This window comes from Bradyrhizobium sp. USDA 4449 (assembly GCF_054056275.1).
The window spans coordinates 2,865,186-2,883,866 of record NZ_JBSRYD010000001.1 but is presented as its reverse complement, the minus strand read 5'-3'; the positions used below and the strand labels follow the sequence as shown (position 1 = coordinate 2,883,866).

General features: G+C 64.1%; 17 protein-coding genes. 4 read left to right on the top strand and 13 right to left on the bottom strand.

Annotation, left to right across the window (positions count from 1 at the left end):
- Positions 1–25 precede the first annotated feature (25 nt).
- The 10 genes from ACVIIW_RS13685 to cysG all read right to left on the bottom strand — a co-directional run bounded on the left by ACVIIW_RS13685 (position 26) and on the right by cysG (position 9,185).
- Positions 26–529, bottom strand: a complete 504-nt coding sequence (locus ACVIIW_RS13685) for a CAP domain-containing protein (protein WP_456701234.1) — start codon at positions 527–529, stop codon at positions 26–28.
- Positions 530–619: 90 nt separating this feature from the next.
- Positions 620–1,657, bottom strand: a complete 1,038-nt coding sequence (locus ACVIIW_RS13680; protein ID WP_456701233.1) for a sulfate/molybdate ABC transporter ATP-binding protein — start codon at positions 1,655–1,657, stop codon at positions 620–622.
- Positions 1,647–2,558: a sulfate ABC transporter permease subunit CysW gene (cysW, locus tag ACVIIW_RS13675; protein WP_456701232.1), complete on the bottom strand. Its 912-nt coding sequence runs from the start codon at positions 2,556–2,558 to the stop codon at positions 1,647–1,649. The genes ACVIIW_RS13680 and cysW overlap by 11 nt, the downstream gene beginning before the upstream one ends.
- A gap of 10 nt (positions 2,559–2,568) precedes the next feature.
- On the bottom strand, positions 2,569–3,405 hold the full coding sequence (cysT, locus tag ACVIIW_RS13670; RefSeq protein ID WP_456701231.1) for a sulfate ABC transporter permease subunit CysT: 837 nt from the start codon (positions 3,403–3,405) through the stop codon (positions 2,569–2,571).
- A gap of 36 nt (positions 3,406–3,441) precedes the next feature.
- Positions 3,442–4,443: a sulfate ABC transporter substrate-binding protein gene (locus ACVIIW_RS13665; RefSeq protein ID WP_456701230.1), complete on the bottom strand. Its 1,002-nt coding sequence runs from the start codon at positions 4,441–4,443 to the stop codon at positions 3,442–3,444.
- Between the two features lie 112 nt (positions 4,444–4,555).
- Entirely contained in the window at positions 4,556–5,281 is a 726-nt protein-coding gene (locus ACVIIW_RS13660; RefSeq protein WP_456701229.1) for a phosphoadenylyl-sulfate reductase, read from the bottom strand.
- Positions 5,278–5,793 carry a DUF934 domain-containing protein gene (locus ACVIIW_RS13655; protein ID WP_456701228.1) on the bottom strand — a complete coding sequence of 172 codons (516 nt, stop codon included), beginning with the start codon at positions 5,791–5,793 and terminating at the stop codon, positions 5,278–5,280. The genes ACVIIW_RS13660 and ACVIIW_RS13655 overlap by 4 nt, the downstream gene beginning before the upstream one ends.
- Positions 5,780–7,435, bottom strand: a complete 1,656-nt coding sequence (locus ACVIIW_RS13650) for a nitrite/sulfite reductase (protein WP_456701227.1) — start codon at positions 7,433–7,435, stop codon at positions 5,780–5,782. Before ACVIIW_RS13650 ends, ACVIIW_RS13655 begins: the two co-directional genes overlap by 14 nt.
- Before the next feature lie 11 nt (positions 7,436–7,446).
- The gene (locus ACVIIW_RS13645) at positions 7,447–7,764 is read right to left on the bottom strand and encodes a DUF2849 domain-containing protein (protein ID WP_456701226.1); all 318 of its coding nucleotides are present in this window, start codon (positions 7,762–7,764) and stop codon (positions 7,447–7,449) included.
- The gene (gene cysG / locus ACVIIW_RS13640; protein ID WP_456701225.1) at positions 7,761–9,185 is read right to left on the bottom strand and encodes a siroheme synthase CysG; all 1,425 of its coding nucleotides are present in this window, start codon (positions 9,183–9,185) and stop codon (positions 7,761–7,763) included. The genes ACVIIW_RS13645 and cysG overlap by 4 nt, the downstream gene beginning before the upstream one ends.
- 245 nt (positions 9,186–9,430) lie before the next feature.
- Between cysG and cysD the strand changes: the two genes are divergently transcribed.
- The 3 genes from cysD (at position 9,431) to ACVIIW_RS13625 (ending at position 14,617) form a co-directional block, all read left to right on the top strand.
- Positions 9,431–10,225, top strand: a complete 795-nt coding sequence (cysD, locus tag ACVIIW_RS13635; RefSeq protein WP_456705148.1) for a sulfate adenylyltransferase subunit CysD — start codon at positions 9,431–9,433, stop codon at positions 10,223–10,225.
- Between the two features lie 20 nt (positions 10,226–10,245).
- Positions 10,246–12,162: an adenylyl-sulfate kinase gene (gene cysC, locus ACVIIW_RS13630; RefSeq protein WP_456701224.1), complete on the top strand. Its 1,917-nt coding sequence runs from the start codon at positions 10,246–10,248 to the stop codon at positions 12,160–12,162.
- A gap of 289 nt (positions 12,163–12,451) precedes the next feature.
- Positions 12,452–14,617, top strand: a complete 2,166-nt coding sequence (locus ACVIIW_RS13625) for a malate synthase G (protein ID WP_456701223.1) — start codon at positions 12,452–12,454, stop codon at positions 14,615–14,617.
- 63 nt (positions 14,618–14,680) lie between these two features.
- Here the strand turns inward: ACVIIW_RS13625 and ACVIIW_RS13620 are convergent, their stop codons facing one another.
- Positions 14,681–14,836, bottom strand: coding sequence for a Thivi_2564 family membrane protein (locus ACVIIW_RS13620; RefSeq protein ID WP_008546817.1), 156 nt, complete (start codon positions 14,834–14,836; stop codon positions 14,681–14,683).
- 234 nt (positions 14,837–15,070) lie between these two features.
- On the opposite strand from ACVIIW_RS13620, the gene ACVIIW_RS13615 reads away from it, so the two are divergent.
- A complete protein-coding gene (locus tag ACVIIW_RS13615; protein WP_456701222.1) occupies positions 15,071–17,164 on the top strand; it encodes a methyl-accepting chemotaxis protein in 2,094 nt (697 codons plus the stop codon).
- A 5-nt stretch (positions 17,165–17,169) separates the two neighbouring features.
- Here ACVIIW_RS13615 and ACVIIW_RS13610 read toward each other — a convergent pair whose 3' ends face one another.
- Positions 17,170–17,823 (bottom strand): DUF2865 domain-containing protein, encoded by a 654-nt coding sequence (locus tag ACVIIW_RS13610; RefSeq protein WP_456701221.1) that lies wholly within the window; start codon positions 17,821–17,823, stop codon positions 17,170–17,172.
- Positions 17,824–17,840: 17 nt separating this feature from the next.
- Entirely contained in the window at positions 17,841–18,611 is a 771-nt protein-coding gene (locus ACVIIW_RS13605) for a L,D-transpeptidase (protein WP_456701220.1), read from the bottom strand.
- Positions 18,612–18,681 lie beyond the last annotated feature (70 nt).

Here is an 18,681-nt window from a genome sequence, read left to right as displayed (position 1 = left end):
AATGCATCCCGGGATCAAGTCTGGCTTATCTGGGGTCGGTCGAGGCCAGGATCATGGTCCAGAACACCTTGTACTTGGTCCCTGGAGCATAGCTCGCCGCTATGCCCAATTTTGTGACACCGCTCTTGAGCATGTTGGCGCGATGGGGCGGCGAGTCGCGCCAGCCGGAAAAGGCTTCCGCCAGCGTATGATAGCCGGCCGAAATGTTCTCGACCGCCACGGTCGCGGGATAGCCGCCGGCGGCAAGGCGCTTGCCCAGGGGCGCACGGACGTCATGGTCCATCTTGTTGGCGGCGGCCATGGCGTTGGACTGGGATTCGGCGAGCCGCATCAATTCAGGGTCGACCTCGACGGTGCCGAGGCCGTTGTTCTGGCGGTATTGCGAGATCATGATCGCGGCGGCCGGCGCATCGAGCTTGGCGCCCGGCACCGACATGTCGGCATACATCGACGGCTGCTGGACCGGCGCTTCGTTGCCGGCACAGCCGGCGAGAAGCAAAATGATGAGAATTGCGGCCGCAGCGCGCATGTTCAGGGGCCCCCAAATGAGGGGCCGTTGTTGCATACCAACCGTGGCTGAAAGGTGAATTTTGAGGAAAATTCGAGCCTTTGAGACGGCTCAGGCGCCCGCAAATATCCGGTAGCGGCGAGGGTTTAGACCGATCGTGTCGCCAGCGCGCAGTTCCCGGTCGCGGGGTGCATCGATCTCGATGGTCTCGCCACCCGACAGTGCGACCTCGGCCCGTTGCACCGGGCCGAAATTGCGGACATGTTGAACCGCGCCCTCGAAGGCGCCCGAGCCGGGCGGGCCGACCAGCATGTCATGTCGCCTCACGAACAGTTTTGACGCGCCAGGCGCAAGCCCGTCCGCCGCAAGATTGAGCGGGCGGTCGCCGAGCCGCACCGCGCCCTCGGCCACATGGACCGGCAGCTCGATGGATTCGCCGATGAAGCCATGCACGAAGGCGGTCGCCGGCCTCTCGTAGACGTCGTCGGGCGAGCCGATCTGCTCGATCCTGCCCTTGTCCATGACCACGACGCGGTTGGCGACTTCCAGCGCTTCTTCCTGGTCGTGAGTGACGAAGATCGAGGTGACGTTGATCTCGTGATGCAGCGAGCGCAGCCATTTGCGCAGCTCCTTGCGCACCTTGGCATCGAGCGCGCCGAACGGCTCGTCGAGCAGCAGGATTCGCGGCTCGATTGCGAGCGCGCGGGCAAGCGCAATGCGCTGGCGCTGACCGCCGGAGAGCTGGCTCGGATAGCGGTCGGCGAGCCAGTCGAGTTGTACGAGATCCAGCAGCTCCTTGACGCGCGTGCGGATCGTCGCTTCGTCCTTGCGGATCGCGCGCGGCTGCACGCGCAGGCCGAATGCGACGTTCTCGAACACGCTCATATGACGGAACAGCGCGTAATGCTGAAACACGAAGCCGACGTGGCGCTCGCGCGCGCCCTGCGCCAGCGCGTCCTCGCCATTGAAAGCGACCTCGCCGGAATCAGGCCAGTCGAGGCCGGCGATGATCCGCAGCAGCGTGGTCTTGCCGGAGCCGGACGGGCCGAGCAGGGCGAGCAGCTCGCCGTCGGCGACCTTGAGATCGACGCCGTCAAGCGCGGCAAAGCTGCCGAACTTCTTGACGAGATTTTTGACTTCAATGGTCATTGACGTCGTGCCCTTCGTCGAGGTGGCGTTCGAGAATGGATTTGGCGACCAGCGTGATCAGGGCCAGCATCGCGAGCAGCGAGGCGATCGCGAAGGCCGCGACGAACTGATACTCGTTGTAAAGGATCTCGACCAGCAGCGGCATGGTGTTGGTCTCGCCGCGGATATGACCTGAGACGACCGAGACCGCGCCGAACTCGCCCATCGCGCGGGCGTTGCAGAGCAGCACGCCATAGAGCACGCCCCATTTGATGTTGGGCAGCGTGACGCGGAAGAAGGTTTGCAGGCCGGAGGCGCCGAGCGAGATCGCAGCCTCTTCCTCCTGCGTGCCCTGCTCCTGCATCAAGGGGAGCAGTGCGCGCGCCACGAACGGGAACGTCACGAAGGTGGTGGCGAGCGCGATGCCGGGCACCGCAAACAGGATCTGGATGTCGTGGTCGCGCAGCCAGCCGCCGAAATAGCCCTGCGCGCCGAACAGCAGCACGAAGACGAGGCCGGAGATGACGGGGCTCACCGAGAACGGCAGGTCGATCAGCGTGATCAGGAAGGTCTTGCCCGTGAATTCGAACTTGGCGATCGCCCAGGCGGCGACCAGACCGAAGACGAGATTGAGGCTGACCGAGATCGCCGCCACCACGAGCGTCAGCTTGATCGCCGCCAGCGCCTCGGGCTCGGCGAGCGCGGCGAAATAGGCGAGGATGCCCTTCGAGAAGGCCTGCGCGAACACCAGGACCAGCGGCAGTACGACGAAGACGGAGAGGAATAATACCGCCAGCGTGATGATGGCGATGCGCACCGCCTTCGGCTCGGTGCGGAGATTGTTGCGCGCGGCTGCCGCATGCGCACGGGTCCTGGCATTGGGGGCGGAGAGCGGGACAGAATCTGCGATCTGCATCGTCATCGCATCCACCTCAACGCACCGGGACCCGGTCCTGCGCCCAGCGCTGCAACCGGTTCACCGCGAAGATGATGACGAAGGAGACGACGAGCATGACCACGGCGATCGCAGTCGCGTCGGCATAGCGGAATTCGGAGAGACGGATCACGATCAAGAGCGGCGCGATCTCGGAGACGTTGGGCAGATTTCCGGCGATGAAGATCACCGAGCCGTATTCGCCGACCGCGCGCGCGAAGGCCAGCGCAAGTCCCGTAAGCAGCGCGGGCGCGAGCGACGGCAGGATCACGCGAATGATGCTCTGCCAGCGGCTGGCGCCAAGGCTGCCAGCGGCTTCCTCGATTTCGGCGTCGATATCCTGGAGCACCGGCTGCACGGTGCGGACAACGAAGGGAATGCCGATGAAGATCATGGCGACGAAGATGCCGAGCGGCGTGAACGCCACCTTGATGCCGAGCGCGGCGAGCGGCGCACCCAGCCAACCCTTCTCGGCGAACAGCGAGGTCAGCGCGACGCCGGCCACCGCCGTCGGCAATGCGAAGGGTACGTCAACGATGGCATCGAAGATTCGCCGACCGGGGAAACGATAACGCACCAGCGCCCAGACGATGATGCTGCCCATCACGAGGTTGACGCAGGCGGCAGCAAAAGCCAGACCGAAGGAGACGCGCAACGCATTCAGGGTGCGACGGCTGGAGACGATCGCCCAGAACTGATCAAGGCTGAGTTCGGTGGATTTCAGGAACAGCCCGGCGAGCGGAATCAGGATAACGACAGAGAGCCAGGTCAGCGTCAGTCCCATCGTGAGACCGAAGCCCGGCAATGTCCGGCGTCGTGCTGCGATTGCGCTCACCAGGCCCCCTGCTAAAGCCGCTCCGACGGCGCCCGATCAGTTCTTGTAGATCTGATCGAAGATGCCGCCGTCGGCAAAATGGTCTTTCTGCGCCTTGGTCCAACCACCAAAAACGTCATCGATGGTGAATAGCTCGACCTTGGCGAAGGAATTTTCATACTTCTTGGCGATTTCCGCATCGCGCGGACGGTAGCAATTGCGCGCGGCGATCTCCTGACCTTCCTTCGTGTACCAATACTGGAGATAGGCGTCGGCGACGTACCGGGTGCCCTTCTTGTCCGCGACCTTGTCGACGATGGCGACCGGCGGCTCCGCCAAGATCGACAGCGGCGGCGCCACGATCTCGAATTTCTCCGGGCCGAATTCCTTCAGCGCAAGATAAGCTTCGTTCTCCCAGGCGAGCAGCACGTCGCCGACGCCGCGCTCGACGAAGGTCACCGTGGCGCCCCGCGCGCCGGTGTCGAGCACCGGTACCTGCTGATAGAGCTTGCCGATGAACTCCTTGGCCTTGTCGGCGGAGCCGTATTTCTTCTGCGCGAAGCCCCAGGCCGCGAGATAGTTCCAGCGCGCGCCGCCTGACGTCTTCGGGTTCGGCGTGATCACGGCAACACCTGATTTGAGCAGGTCGTCCCAGTCCTTGATGCCCTTCGGATTGCCCTTGCGCACCAGGAACACAATGGTCGACGTGTAGGGCGATGAATTCTGCGGCAGCCGCTTCTGCCAGTCGGCCGCGATGAGGCCCTTGCCGGCGATGGCGTCGATGTCGTAGGCGAGTGCGAGCGTCACCACGTCGGCCTGCAAGCCATCGATCACGGCGCGCGCCTGTGAGCCGCTGCCGCCATGCGACTGCTTGATCTCGACGCTCTTGCCGGTCTCCTTCTGGTAGGCGTTGGCGAACGCCTTGTTGAATTCGGCATAGAGCTCGCGCGTCGGATCGTACGACACGTTCAACAGGTTGATATCAGCAGCGAGAGCCGAGCTTGCCCAGAGAAGTCCTGCAGCGAGCGGAGCGATACGGCGCATCATGTCCATCTCCATTCACTTCGACGACATCGATGTCGACGAAGGCATGCAGGCGAAACTCGTGGCGAAACGCTTTCAAGTCAACGGAAGCGGATTTTCTTGTTCGCAGGCTCGCAGCGCGACTGTGCTACGAACCCTTCATCGTATGAATGCCGCATTCTGTCTTGGCACGGCCGCGCCAGCGCCCCGCGCGCTCGTCCTCGCCTTCGGCTGTTCTGCTCGTGCAAGGCATACACCCGACCGAGCGAAAGCCGGATACGACAAGCGGGTGACGCGGCAATTTGGCGCGGACGAAAATCGCCTCGAGTTCCTCGCGCGAGACATTGGCGAACGGATTGAACTTCAACCGTGCGCCATCGTCCTCGACGACCGGAATGTCGGCGCGCGCATTGCCCTGGAAGCGCTTGCGGCCATTGAGCCAGGCATCGAACGGCTTCAGCGCACGCGCCAGTGGCTCCACCTTGCGGATGCGGCAGCAGGCATCGGGATCGGAAAACCAGAGCTCGCGGTCGGGATCCTCGCGCGACAGCGCCTCCTCGGCTGGCTTGATCGAGCGCACGTCCTTCAAGCCCAGCATCGCGATCAGCGTATCGCGATAGGCCAGCGTCTCCTCGAACAGCCAGCCGGTGTCGAGGAAGATCACCGGGATCGCCGGATCGACATCCGCCATCACCTTCAACAGCGTTGCCGATTCCGTGCCGAACGACGACACCAGCGCGAGCTTGTCACGACCAACCGCCTTCAGCGCGGCAGCGAGGACTTCGGCAGGCGAAGCATCGCGCAAGGCACGATCGAGCTCCGCCGCCGAAGGCAGCGCTGAAACGGACGAGACCTGGGGCGCGATGGCGTTCATGTGCCGACTCCTTCGGAGTGGCGCAGCTGCATGCGCCGGTGCAGCGCCGTAATCCGGCCGTCTCCGGTCGGCTGGTAGAACACCGAATAGCGTTTCGCGGTCTGCATGAAAGCTTCCGCGTCGGCCTGCTTTTTCACCTCGAAGGAATCGAAGCCGGCGCGCAGCATGAAAACGAACTGGTCGCGCAGGATCTGGCCCGTGGCGCGCAAGTCGCCACGATAATTGTACCGCTCGCGCAGCAGCCGCGCCTGGCTGTAGGCGCGCCCGTCGCGGAAGGTCGGAAACACCAGCGCGACGGTCGCGACCTTGCCGAGATAGGGCACGAGCTCGTCGATGTCGCGGTTGTTCGGCCAGATCACGCCGACCTTGCCCGGACGCTCGAGCAGCGCGTCGGCCTCGCCGATGAAGCGTTCGGCCGGCACCAGGATGTCGCCGCTCACGGGCAGCGGCGTATCGACGGCGAGCTTGACGAAGCTGTCGTCGACGATTTTTCCGCCGTTAACGAGTGGCATAGACGCGCTCCTTGAAGGGCTCGACGCCGAGGCGCTTCACCGTGTCCATGAACAGTTCTTCGGGCCGCTCGCGCAGCGCCAGATAGGCCTCCACCACGTCCTCGATCACGTCCGCGACCTCGTCGAATTTCACGCCGGGACCGATCAGCGTTCCGAGCACAGCCCCTTCGTCAGCGCGGCCGCCGATGGTGATCTGGTAGACCTCCTCGCCGTTCTTCTCGACGCCGAGAATGCCGATATGGCCGACATGGTGATGGCCGCAGGCGTTGATGCAGCCGGAGATATTGATGTGCAGACGCCCGATCAGATTGGCAAGCTCGTGGTTCGCGAAACGCCGCGTCAGCTCCTGCGCGATCGGGATCGAGCGCGCGTTCGCCAGCGAGCAATAGTCGAGACCCGGGCACGCGATGATGTCGGTGATCAGATTGACGTTCGGCGTCGCCAGCCCAAGCTTGTCGAGCGCCTTCCACAGCGCCGGCAGGTCGCGCTTGGCGACGTGCGGCAGCGCCAAATTCTGCTCATGGCCGACGCGGATCTCGCCGAAGGAATATCTGTCGGCGAGATCGGCCAGCGCATCCATCTGCTCGGCCGTGGCATCGCCCGGAGGCTTGCCGATCGGCTTCAGCGAAATGGTGACGATGGAGTAACCCTGGGCCTTGTGCGGCGCCACCGAGTTCTTGCGCCAAGCCTCGAAGTCGGGATCGGCCGCGGCCTGACGCAGCTCGTCCGGCATGTGCGGCAGCTTCTCGTAAGCGGGATAGGTGAAGCGCGAGCGGATGTCCTCGATCACCTCGTCGTCGATCTGCAGCGAGGAATTGCGGATGTGCTGCCACTCCTCCTCGACCTCGCGCGAGAATTTCTCGATGCCGAGCTCGTGCACCAGGATCTTGATGCGTGCCTTGTAGATATTGTCGCGGCGGCCGTACTGATTGTAGACGCGCAGGATCGCCTCGATATAGCTGAGGATATCGCGGCCATGGACGAAGTGCTTGATGGTCTTGGCGATGAACGGCGTGCGGCCGAGACCGCCGCCAACCAGCACCTCGAAGCCGGTCTCGCCCTTCTCGTTCTTGATCAGCTTGAGCCCGATGTCGTGAATCTTGATCGCGGCGCGGTCATGCTCCGAGGCGGTGATCGCGATCTTGAACTTGCGCGGCAGGAACGAGAATTCCGGATGCAGGGTCGTGTGCTGGCGGATCAGCTCCGACCAGATCCGTGGATCCTCGATCTCGCCGGGTGCAACGCCAGCCCACTGGTCCGAGGTGACATTGCGCATGTTGTTGCCGGAGGTCTGCATCGCATGGATACCGACCTTGGCAAGATCGGCCAGCGCATCCGGCAGCTCGGCGAGCTTGATCCAGTTGAACTGGATGTTCTGCCGTGTGGTGAAATGGCCGTAGCCGCGGTCGTATTTGCGCGCGACATGGGCGAGTGCCCGCAACTGGTTCGTCGACAGCGTCCCGTAGGGAATCGCGACGCGGAACATGTAGGCGTGCAGTTGCAGATAGACGCCGTTCTGGAGGCGCAGGATCTTGAACTCGTCCTCGGTGAGCTCGCCGGAGAGGCGGCGCTTCACCTGGTCGCGGAACTCCGAGACGCGCTCGTTGACGAGCGTGCGATCGATTTCGTCGTAAGCGTACATAAGAAAATGCCTTAAGCCTGGGCCTGCTGTCCGATGGTCACACCGGTGCGGCGGATCTGTTCGCGCAGATTGCCCGGTTCGATCTTGCCGTCCGCGCCAACCTGCACCGGAGCGATATAGGGGCCAACGGCGCCGAGGTCATCAGCGACGGATTCGGCGAGCAAGGCTTTCGCTTCATCGGAGTTGCGCACGATCGCAGCTTCCGAGAGCTCCGCGGACCAGCCCTTGGCGGCGGTGCGGTACACCACGATGCCGTCCCAGGTGCGGTTGGCGGTCACCACCGAGGGGCCGGCGATCTTGATCTTCTTCTGTTCGAGCGGGGAGGTCATTCGGCTGCATCCAATAGGTCAGAGATGATTTGCTTTGGGGATTGACGGCGAAGCGAGCCGGCATGCCGGACCACGTCGCCGATGATGAGGATGGCAGGACCGCCACTGGTCTGCCGCACGAGTTCGGGCAAGTCGCGCAGCGTGCCGATCGCGCCTTGCGCATCGGGTCGGGTGACGCGGGCAAACACGCCGACCGGCGTCTCCGGCGAACGGCCGGCGGCGAACAGGCCGGCACGAATAGCGGGCGCGGCTGTCATGCCCATGTAGACAACGACGGTCATTTTCGTGTCGGTCAGCGTCGACCAGTCGACGGTCTCCGCGTCGCGCGCCTTGTGCGCGGTGAGGAAGGTGATGCGGGTGGCTTCATGACGGTAGGTCAGCGGCACCTCGAAATCGGCGGCGGCGCCGAGCCCGGCGGTGATGCCCGGAATGATCGAATAGGCGATGCCGGCCGCGCGCAGCGCCTCCACCTCTTCGCCACCGCGGCCGAACACGAAGGGATCACCGCCCTTCAGCCGCACCACGCGCTGCCCCGCTTGCGCGGCCTCGATCATGCGCTTGTTGATGGCATCCTGGCCGATGCCGGGCTTGCCGACGCGGCGGCCGACCGCAACGCGCGCGGTGTCGCGCCGGATGCGGTCGAGAATTTCCGCGGAGACCAGCTCGTCGTGGAAAACGATGTCGGCATCCTGCAACGCGCGCAGCGCCTTGATGGTGAGAAGATCGGGATCGCCGGGGCCGGCGCCAACCAGCGCGACCGAACCTTCAGGCTTGTCGGCGCGCGCGAAGGCCGAGGGATCGGAGATCGCCTTGAGTGCCGTATCGGCCTCACCGTTGCGGCCGGCCAGCACGGCGGCGCCGATCGGGCCGTCGATCACGCGCTCCCAGAAGCGACGGCGCAGCGGAAACTCGGCGATGCGCTCGTTGATGGATCTGCGGAAGCCACCGATGAACTCGGCCAGCTCGCCGATGCGCGAGGGCAGCAGCGCCTCGATCTTCTCGCGCACGCGCCGCGCCACCACCGGCGACGTTCCGCCGGTGCCGACCGCGACCACGACATCGCCGCGATCGACGATCGCCGGAAAGATGAAGCTGGAATGGTCGAGATCGTCCATGACGTTGACGGGCAGGCCGAGCGATTTTGCGCGGGCCGACATCGCAACGCCGACATCGCCTGCACCCGCGCAGACGATCGCGATGACACCGGCAAGATCAGATGTGAGCGGATCGCCGGTCGCGATCTCGATACGCGCACTGTCGCCTGAATTCAGACCCAGGTCCCGATTGCCATCGATCGCATGCACGCGGACGCGCGCACCGGCAGAAGCGAGCACGCGCAATTTTGCGCGCAACAGCTCACCCGCGCCGATGAGGACCACCGGACCGTTACTGAGATCGAGGAACACCGGCAAGAACCGCATTCGATACTCGCTTGCCCCACATACGGGGTTGACTGGAATTATTTTCTATATATGTGTCGTTTCGAGCGCGCAAAGAGAAAATTTTTTCTTCTCTTCTGCGGTGCAACTATAGAATTTTCGCCTCCAAACGCAAAGTGGCAGAGATGCATCTTCTCAAGGACAATTCCGCTGCGGACAGGCTGGACAACCCGGCTCTCGTCGAGCGCGTGAACGCGCAAGATTTTTCTGCTGATGCCGCACCCAGCATGGACCATCTCGATCAGCTTGAGGCGCAGAGCATCTACATCTTCCGCGAGGCCTTCGGCCGTCTGAAGAAGATCGCCCTGCTGTGGTCGCTCGGCAAGGACTCCAACGTCATGATCTGGCTGGCGCGCAAGGCGTTCTTCGGGCGCCTGCCATTCCCGGCCCTTCATGTCGACACCGGCAAGAAATTTCCGGAGATGTATCGCTTTCGCGATCATTACGGCAAGGAGTGGGAGCTCGACCTGCGCGTCGAGCCCTGCCCGCCCATCGATGCCGTCGACCCCACGCTGCCCCCGGCCGCCCGTTCCGCCGCGCGCAAGACCGAAGGTCTCAAGATGGCGCTGGCGAAATACGGCTTCGACGGCCTGATTGCCGGCATTCGACGCGACGAGGAAGCCACCCGCGCCAAGGAGCGCGTGTTCTCGCCGCGCGGCCTCGAAGGCAATTGGGACGTCCGCGATCAGCCGCCGGAGTTCTGGGATCATTTCAACGCATCGCCGCCGCAGGGGGCGCATTTGCGCATTCACCCGATCCTGCATTGGACCGAGGCGGACATCTGGGCCTATACCAAGCGTGAGAACATCCCGATCATCCCGCTGTATCTCGCCAAGGACGGCAAGCGCTATCGCTCGCTGGGTGATCAGGACATCACCAATCCGGTTGCTTCAACAGCATCCAGCATCGACGAGATCCTGGCCGAACTCGAGCAGACCAAGGTGCCGGAGCGTGCCGGCCGTGCGCTCGACCACGAGACCGAGGATGCTTTCGAGCGCCTGCGCGTCGCCGGCTATCTCTGATTCAAGGACGCATCACGGCCATGAACATGATCGTCACCCCCTCTTCGTCCGCTACGCCCAACGGGACCACGCGTCCGCAGGTCCGCATCGTCATCGTCGGCCATGTCGACCACGGCAAGTCGACGCTGGTCGGCCGCCTCCTGCATGAGACCGGCAGCCTGCCGGACGGCAAGCTGGAAATGCTGAAGGCCGTCAGCGCGCGGCGCGGCATGCCGTTCGAATGGTCGTTCCTGCTCGATGCGCTCCAGACCGAGCGCGACCAGGGCATCACCATCGACACCACGCAGATCCGCTTTCGCACCAATTCGCGCGACATCGTGCTGATCGACGCGCCCGGCCACGCCGAATTCCTGCGCAACATGATCACCGGTGCGTCGCAGGCCGACGGCGCGGTGCTGATCATCGACGCACTCGAAGGCGTGCGCGACCAGACCCGGCGTCACGGCTATCTCCTGCATCTGCTCGGTGTGAAGCAGGTCGCTGTCGTGGTCAACAAGATGGACCGCGTCGATTTCAGCGCCGATCGCTTCAAGGAGATCAGCGACGAGATTTCGGCGCATCTCAACGGCCTCGGCGTGACGCCGGCCGCCGTGATCCCGATCTCCGCGCGCGACGGCGACGGCGTCGCCGAGCGCACCGACCGCATCGGCTGGTACAAGGGACCGACCGTGGTTGAAGCGCTCGATCGGCTCGAGCCGGCGCGACCGCTGGAAGCCTTGGCGCTGCGGCTGCCGGTGCAGGCGATCTACAAGTTCGACGATCGCCGCATCGTCGCCGGCCGCATCGAATCCGGCAGCCTGATTGCCGGCGACGAGATCGTGATCATGCCGGCCGGCAAGATCGCCAAGATCAAGACGGTCGAGAGCTGGCCGGTGACGCCGGTCGCAACGCGCCAGGGCGCCGGCCGGTCGGTCGGCATCACGCTCGACCGGGAATTGTTCATCGAGCGCGGCGACATCATCGCACACACCGACGCTGCCCCGCGCGAGACGCGGCGGCTCCGCGCGCGCATCTTCTGGCTGCACGACAAGCCGCTCGCCAAGGGCGACCAGATCCTGGTCCGCTCGGGGCCGAAGGAAAGCCGGGCCACCGTGGTGGCCATCGAAAAGGCCGTCGATCCCGGCGAGCTCGAGAGCCGCGAGAACAAGGCGATCGGCCGTAATCATGTCGGCGAGATCGATATCTCCCTGTCCAATCCGATTGCAGCCGATCCCTACACCGAGAATCCGCGCACCGGCCGCCTCGTGATCGAGGTGTCAGGGCGCATCGCCGGCGGCGGCCTGGTGCTGTCGGTCGATGCCGGGCAGCGCGCCGTGCCGGTCGACATCGTTCCGGTAGAATCCGCACTCCGTCCCGACGAACGCTCCGCGCGCTATCAACACAACGGCGCGGTCGTCTGGCTCACCGGCCTGCCGGCCTCCGGCAAGTCGACCCTGGCGAAGGCGCTGGAGCGGCGGCTGTTCACCAATGGCGGCTCGCCGATCCTGCTCGACGGCGACACGCTGCGGGCCGGGCTCAACGGCGATCTCGGCTTCTCTGCCGCCGATCGCAGTGAGAACATCCGCCGTCTCGCCGAGGTCGCGACGCATCTGGCGCGGAACGGCCATATCGCCATCGTCGCCGCGGTTTCCCCGGCGCGCGAGGATCGCGCCACCGCTCGCCGCATCGCCGACGCCGCGTTCCGCGAGATCCATGTCGCGACGCCGGCCGAGATCTGCGAGGAGCGCGACCCCAAGGGCCACTACAAGAAAGCCCGCGCGGGTGCACTGGCGTCGTTCACCGGTATCGGCAACGACTACGAGGCGCCGGAAGCGGCCGAGCTCGTGATCGATACGTCGACACGGACAGTCGCCGAAGCGGCGGATGAGATCGAACAGATGCTGAAGACATCGGGCGTACTGTTCGACGAAGTCGTGGACCTCGCCGCGAATATTTGAGGCGGTCCTACCCCAGCGGTCGTCGCCCGGCTTGACCGGGCGACCCAACGTTCCAGAGACAGCATTGGGATACGGGGATGCCGTGCCGTGCTGGATTCCCCGCTTTCGCGGGGAATGACAGGTTGCGCGGCACTCCACCTCTCCTTGACATTTTGACAATCCGCCGGGGGTCTTCTCACCGCCCCGATTTTGGGGCTAATAGGTCCCGAAAGCCGCCTCTCGCGGGCGCATTTTGCTGCTGGCGGTCAAAAGCAGCCAAAAACAGCCATTTCCAACAAGAAAGACCATCATGAAACGCGTTGACGCCCACGGATTGAAGATCGCCCCGGTCCTTTTCGATTTCATCGCCAAGGAAGCCGCCCCGAAAACCGGGATCGCGCCGGATGCGTTCTGGGCCGGGGTGGCGGGCCTCATCAGGGAGTTGGGGCCGAAGAACCGGTCGCTGCTCGCTGTCCGTGATCAGCTGCAGGCCAAGATCGACGACTGGCACCGGGCCCACAAAGGCAAGGCATTCGACCTCAACGCCTACACCGCCTTCCTGAAGGAGATCGGCTATCTCGTTCCGGAGCCGGCGACACAGAAGGTCGAGACCGCCAATGTGGATGAGGAGATCGGCAAGATCTGCGGCCCGCAGCTCGTCGTGCCGCTCACCAATGCACGTTATGCGCTGAACGCGGCAAATGCGCGCTGGGGCTCGCTTTATGACGCCTTCTACGGCACCGACGCAATCCCGCATGACCCAACCGAGGGTGGCAAGGGCTACAACAAGGCCCGCGGCGACAAGGTGATCGCGAAAGCAAAAGCGTTCCTCGACGCCGCCGTGCCGCTGGCGACCGGCAGCCACACCGACGTCACCGCCTATAGCGTCGTCGCGGGCCAGCTCGCCGTGAAGCTGAAGAGCGGCAACGCCACCGCGCTGAAGAGCGCCGCGCAATTCGCCGGTTTCCAGGGCGATGCGGCCGCGCCGAGCGCCGTGCTGCTCGTCAACAACGGCTTGCATGTCGAAGTGAAGATCGACCGCAGCAGCGCGATCGGCAAGGACGACCCGGCCGGCGTCGCCGACATGATCATGGAATCAGCCGTGTCGACCATCCTCGACATGGAAGACTCGGTCGCCGCCGTCGATGCCGAGGACAAGGTGCTGGTCTATCGCAATACACTCGGCCTGATGAACGGCACGCTGTCGGCCGACTTCGAAAAAGGCGGCAGGACGCTGACGCGATCGCTCAACGCCGACCGCAGCTACAAGACGCCTGACGGCAAGGGCGAAGTGAAGCTGCACGGCCGCAGCCTGCTGTTGATGCGCAATTGCGGTCACCACATGTTCACCGACGCGGTGCTCGACGAGAACGGCGAGGAAGTGCCGGAAGGGCTACTCGACGCCGCCGTCTCCGGCCTGCTCGCGATCCACGACCTCAAGGGCAACTCCAAGGTCAAGAACAGCCGCACCGGCTCGGCCTATATCGTCAAGCCGAAGATGCACGGCCCGGACGAGGTCTCGTTCACCTGCGAGATCTTCGATGGCGTCGAGAAGATGCTGGGCCTGCCTGAGAACACGCTCAAGGTCGGCATCATGGACGAGGAGCGGCGCACCACCGTCAACCTCAAGGCCTGCATCCAGCGCGCCTCGAAGCGCATCATGTTCATCAACACCGGCTTCCTCGACCGCACCGGCGACGAGATCCACACCTCGATGGAAGCGGGTCCGATGATCCGCAAGAACGAGATGAAGGCGCAGGCCTGGATCAAGGCCTATGAGGACTGGAACGTCGACATGGGCCTGATCGACGGCCTTCCCGGCCATGCCCAGATCGGCAAGGGCATGTGGGCCGCCCCCGACAAGATGGCCGACATGCTGCAGCAGAAGCTTAGCCATCCGCAGGCCGGCGCCACAACCGCCTGGGTCCCCTCGCCGACCGCGGCGACGCTGCACGCGCTGCACTACCACCAGGTCAACGTCATCGCACGCCAGCAGGAGCTGACCAAGGGCGGGCCGCGCGCAAAGCTCTCGGACATTCTCACCATTCCGGTGTCGAAGTCGAACTGGGCGCCCGATGACGTCAAGCAGGAGATCGACAACAACTGCCAGGGCATTCTGGGCTACGTCGTGCGCTGGATCGACCAGGGCGTCGGCTGCTCCAAGGTGCCTGACATTCACGATGTCGGCCTGATGGAAGACCGCGCGACATTGCGCATCTCCAGTCAGCACCTCGCCAACTGGCTGCATCAGGGCGTCATCACCGAGGCGCAGGTGATGGAATCGCTCAAGCGCATGGCTGTCGTCGTCGACAAGCAGAACGCCGGCGATCCGATCTACAAGCCGATGGCGCCGGCCTTCGACGGCGTCGCCTTCAAGGCCGCCTGCGACCTCGTCTTCAAAGGCCGCGAGCAGCCGAACGGCTATACCGAATACATCCTCACCGCGCGCCGCCGCGAGGCGAAAGCGGCGGGCTGAGGCCCCTGTTCGAACATCAGAGGCCCCGGCTCAGGCCGGGGCTTTTTTTGTCGGCAATCGTAGCTAGAACACCGCGAGATATTTCAGCAGGGACACGATGCCGATGATGATGACGATGACGCGCGCGATCTGCTTGGCGCGGCCGTCCATCGGCAGCATGTTAATGAGATAAAGAACGAGAATGACGACCAGGAATGTGACGAGGACGCCGACCAGCATTTGCAACCCCCTTCAGGCCAGTTGGTAACGTGGCTTAACGTCGAGGCTTCGCGTCGGGTTCCATTTTTGAAACCGGACGCGAAGCCGTAATCCTCCGGTCGCGACCAAGTTTTTTACTCTTTTGTGGCCAAATGCCCCGGAGACTGCCGCCGAGCGACGCGCAAATGCCCGCTTTGCGCGTCCCGTTCGAACTCGGGGCGCTGGTGGAGTTCATGATTGCTGGGGATGGGCGCCATGTTGAACCGCTTGACGGTATCCGCACTGCTGAGAAGCGTGATCCTGACCACTTCCTGCTGCGTGGTCGTCGGAGCCTTGCTCATCGCCTGGGATTCCTGGCAACGTCTCCAGATCGCCAACCGCATTGCCGTCATCGCTGACGCATCCGCCGACATGTTCAAGGCGATGGATCGGATGCGCGCCGACCGTTCCACCTCGAACCGCGTGATTCACAACGACCAATCGCTGGATCCGGCGATCGAAAAATACCTGCGCGATCTGCACGACGTCGAGATGCCCGCAATGGTCAGGGCACGCGATCTGCTCGGCAGCATCGAATTTGCCGAGAAGCCGGCGCTGCTCTCCGAGTTCGACCGACTGTTCCGCGCTCTCGTGAGCATGCAGAAGCAATTCTGGCAGGAGATTGCGAAACCCAAGGCCGCGCGCCGCGTCGCTCTCGGCAAGGAATACATGGATACCGAAACCGGACTGGTCGTATTGCTCGACAAGTTGTCTGGAATTCTCGCCGCCTCCATCAACCATCAGGACGCAGCGGTCGATCAGTTGCTGATCATCAAGCAGGCAGCATGGCTGCTTCGCAACACTGCGGGCGACGCTTCAATTCTCGTTTCCAACGGTCTCGGTACGGGAAAGGTCACCCCGGAAATACGACTATCCTACATCAGGCTGGTCGGAGGCGTAGAGGCCGCCTGGCATGCGCTGGAGGTCACCACCGGCGGCATGCAGTTGCCGGCGGCGCTATCGGACGCAATCACCAAGAACAAGAGCGCATATTTCGACCCGCAATATGTGGACCTGCGCGATCGCCTGATGAACGCACTGGCATCGGGCGAAAAGCCCGAGATGGTAGCCAACGAATGGAGCCCGTTCAGCGTCGCGCGGCTGGTCGCCGCGGTCGGTGTGGCCGAGGCAGCGCTTGATGCGGCCCGCGAACACATCTCCGCCCAGCGCGCTTCGGCTCTGCACGCCCTGATCCTGCAATTGGCGCTGGTTCTCCTCGCCATCTGCCTCGCCGTTGGTCCGATGCTGGCCGTGAGCCGGCGCGTCATCAAGCCGTTGCACGACATGCGCGACGCCATGTTGAAGGTTGCGGGTGGCGACCTTTCCGTCGAGACGGGATACGAAGACAGGATGGATGAGATCGGCGCGCTGGCAGGCGCGCTGGAGACGTTCAAGCAGCAGGCCGCCGACAAGCTGAAGATCGAAGCCAAGGATCGCGAGCGCAATGCCGCGGCCGCGGGCCGTCAGCGTGCCATGGAGATCCACATCGGCGAATTCGAGGGGCTCGTGCGCAAGGCACTCGAGGAGCTGAGTGAAGCCTCCGGCGAAATGCGGAAAACCTCATCCGATCTCTCGGCAGTGTCGCGGCAGACCAATGATCGGGTTCGGTCCGCTGAAAAGGCGGCCGAAGACGCCTCCCTGAGCGTCGACAGCGTCGCTGCTGCGTCCGAGGAGCTGAGCTGCTCCATCAGCGACATCAGCCAACAGGCGGCACATGCCGCGGGCATCGCCAGCCGGGCCGTGGCTCAGGCGGAGCAGACCGATGGCACGGTGCAAGGACTTGCCCGATCCGCCGGTCGCATCGGCGAGGTCGTCGGCCTCATCAACACCATCGCGGCACAGACCAATCTGCTCGCGCTCAACGCGACGATCGAGGCCGCCCGCGCCGGCGAAGCGGGCCGCGGTTTTGCGGTCGTCGCCTCCGAGGTCAAAACGCTGGCCAGCCAGACCGCGAAGGCGACCGAGGATATCTCGGAGCAGATCGCCGACATCCAGAAGGTTGCCGGCGACGCCATCGACGCGATCCAGGCGATTGGGGGCATCATCGGCGAAGTCAACGAGGTCGCCACCGCGATTGCGGCCGCCGTGCAGGAGCAGGGCGCAGCCACGCAGGAGATCACCCGCAGCACGCAATACGCGGCGCAGGGCACGAAGAAAGTTTCCGACAACATCACCGGCGTGAAGACCGACGCCGACACCGCAGCCGGCGCCGCCGACAATGTCAAGCAGGCCGCCGAAATGCTGGAGACCCAGAGCCTTCAGCTCGGCAATCAGGTCAGCGATTTTCTCGGCAAGATCCGCGCGGCGTAAAATTCCTACTCCTTCGCCACCACCGGCACCTGGTGGAATTTGGCGCGCATCCTGTCCGGCAATGGCGAGAAATTCATTGCGACGCCGCGGCGATCATTGGCGTTGCGATTGGCTACGACGAGGCCGTTGGCACCTGCAACGATGTCGCCTTTGCGCAGGGTCGGATCGTCCTCGATCTTGACCTGGGCGAGCCCGACCGGGTCCCTGCCGTTGCACGTGCAGCCCGCGACGATCTCATTGCGATAGCGGAAGGCGTTGGGCAGGTCGGAATAGGATTTGCCCTTGTCCGTCGTGGCATCGTCGATATCGCTGCCGTAGACCAGCGAGGTCTCTGACGCGGGGCAGAAGCTCTTGCAGGATTGCGCCTTGCTCTCGGCGTCGTTGCCTTGCGCGGGGAAGTAACGGCCGTCGCAGCCGCGTACGCAATAAGCGGTGCCGCCGCCATAGGACGCGCGCTGGCGCGGCGCTTCGTAGCGTGGCATGTCGTCGTTCTGGAACGGCACGCGGATCTCAGGCGGCGGCCGCATGTGGAAGCCACCGAACAGCGCCGAGAAGAAATCCTCTGCATGCGCGGAAGGCGTCAGAGCAAGGCCCAGGGAAGCGACCGCGACGAACGCGGCCGTTGCGCAAGCCGACTTGCTGGTCGAACGTTTCATCATCTGACCTCACGCAACCCTTAGTCCACCGACGACGCCGGGATGTTCAGCGCCTGGCGCCCCGCGTGCAGCGTCGACACCGCCGGCCGCTTGCGGGCGGGATCGGCCCCGCGCGCCATCAGTGGTGCGTTCTTCGGCAACACGACAACCTTCGTGCCGACGCCGACGCGGTTGAAGAGATCGCTGACGTCCTCATTGGTGAGGCGGATGCAACCGGAGGAGACGAACTTGCCGATCGTCGTGGGATCGTTGGTGCCGTGGATGCGGTATTCGCTGGAGCCGAGATACATCGCGCGCGCGCCAAGCGGGTTGCCGGGGCCGCCGGCGACGAAGCGGGGCAGATAAGGCTGGCGCGCGATCATCTCGGCCGGCGGATGCCAATCCGGCCACTCCGCCTTGCGGCTGATGCTCTGCACGCCCGACCAGGTGAACCCCTCGCGCCCCACACCGACGCCGTAGCGCATCGCGCGGCCGTTGCCGAGGACGAAATAGAGATAGGTGTTGGCGGTATCGATGACGATGGTGCCGGCCGGCTCGTTACGGTCGAAGCTTACGATCTGCCGCCGGAGCCGATCCGGCAGCGCCGCATCCTCGTCCGCAGGCTGCGGCGCCTCGTTCGTGGAGCCCTGCGAATAGATCTGGTCCTGCGAATATGTCTGCGGCTGCATCGGCGCATAGCCGAGCGTTTGCGCCTGAGCCGCGAACGGCACCGTCAGCAAAGCTGTCGTAAAAGCACAAGCGGTGATGATTCGCGGCGAAAAGCTGCGACGGACGACAGAGAACTTTGTCATGTGCTGCCCCGTTGGATGTATGCATCTGGGTGATGCTGCTGTCCCGTAAACGCAGCAGCGCTGATGCAAG

Excerpts from the sequence above, each read along its gene's own strand:
- ACVIIW_RS13685 (WP_456701234.1), bottom strand. The coding sequence starts at position 529 with ATGCGCGCTGCGGCCGCAATTCTCATCATTTTGCTTCTCGCCGGCTGT.
- ACVIIW_RS13680 (WP_456701233.1), bottom strand. The coding sequence starts at position 1,657 with ATGACCATTGAAGTCAAAAATCTCGTCAAGAAGTTCGGCAGCTTTGCC.
- cysW (WP_456701232.1), bottom strand. The coding sequence starts at position 2,558 with ATGACGATGCAGATCGCAGATTCTGTCCCGCTCTCCGCCCCCAATGCC.
- ACVIIW_RS13665 (WP_456701230.1), bottom strand. The coding sequence starts at position 4,443 with ATGGAGATGGACATGATGCGCCGTATCGCTCCGCTCGCTGCAGGACTT.
- ACVIIW_RS13660 (WP_456701229.1), bottom strand. The coding sequence starts at position 5,281 with ATGAACGCCATCGCGCCCCAGGTCTCGTCCGTTTCAGCGCTGCCTTCG.
- ACVIIW_RS13655 (WP_456701228.1), bottom strand. The coding sequence starts at position 5,793 with ATGCCACTCGTTAACGGCGGAAAAATCGTCGACGACAGCTTCGTCAAG.
- ACVIIW_RS13650 (WP_456701227.1), bottom strand. The coding sequence starts at position 7,435 with ATGTACGCTTACGACGAAATCGATCGCACGCTCGTCAACGAGCGCGTC.
- ACVIIW_RS13645 (WP_456701226.1), bottom strand. The coding sequence starts at position 7,764 with ATGACCTCCCCGCTCGAACAGAAGAAGATCAAGATCGCCGGCCCCTCG.
- cysG (WP_456701225.1), bottom strand. The coding sequence starts at position 9,185 with ATGCGGTTCTTGCCGGTGTTCCTCGATCTCAGTAACGGTCCGGTGGTC.
- cysD (WP_456705148.1), top strand. The coding sequence starts at position 9,431 with ATGGACCATCTCGATCAGCTTGAGGCGCAGAGCATCTACATCTTCCGC.
- cysC (WP_456701224.1), top strand. The coding sequence starts at position 10,246 with ATGAACATGATCGTCACCCCCTCTTCGTCCGCTACGCCCAACGGGACC.
- ACVIIW_RS13625 (WP_456701223.1), top strand. The coding sequence starts at position 12,452 with ATGAAACGCGTTGACGCCCACGGATTGAAGATCGCCCCGGTCCTTTTC.
- ACVIIW_RS13620 (WP_008546817.1), bottom strand. The coding sequence starts at position 14,836 with ATGCTGGTCGGCGTCCTCGTCACATTCCTGGTCGTCATTCTCGTTCTT.
- ACVIIW_RS13615 (WP_456701222.1), top strand. The coding sequence starts at position 15,071 with ATGTTGAACCGCTTGACGGTATCCGCACTGCTGAGAAGCGTGATCCTG.
- ACVIIW_RS13610 (WP_456701221.1), bottom strand. The coding sequence starts at position 17,823 with ATGATGAAACGTTCGACCAGCAAGTCGGCTTGCGCAACGGCCGCGTTC.
- ACVIIW_RS13605 (WP_456701220.1), bottom strand. The coding sequence starts at position 18,611 with ATGACAAAGTTCTCTGTCGTCCGTCGCAGCTTTTCGCCGCGAATCATC.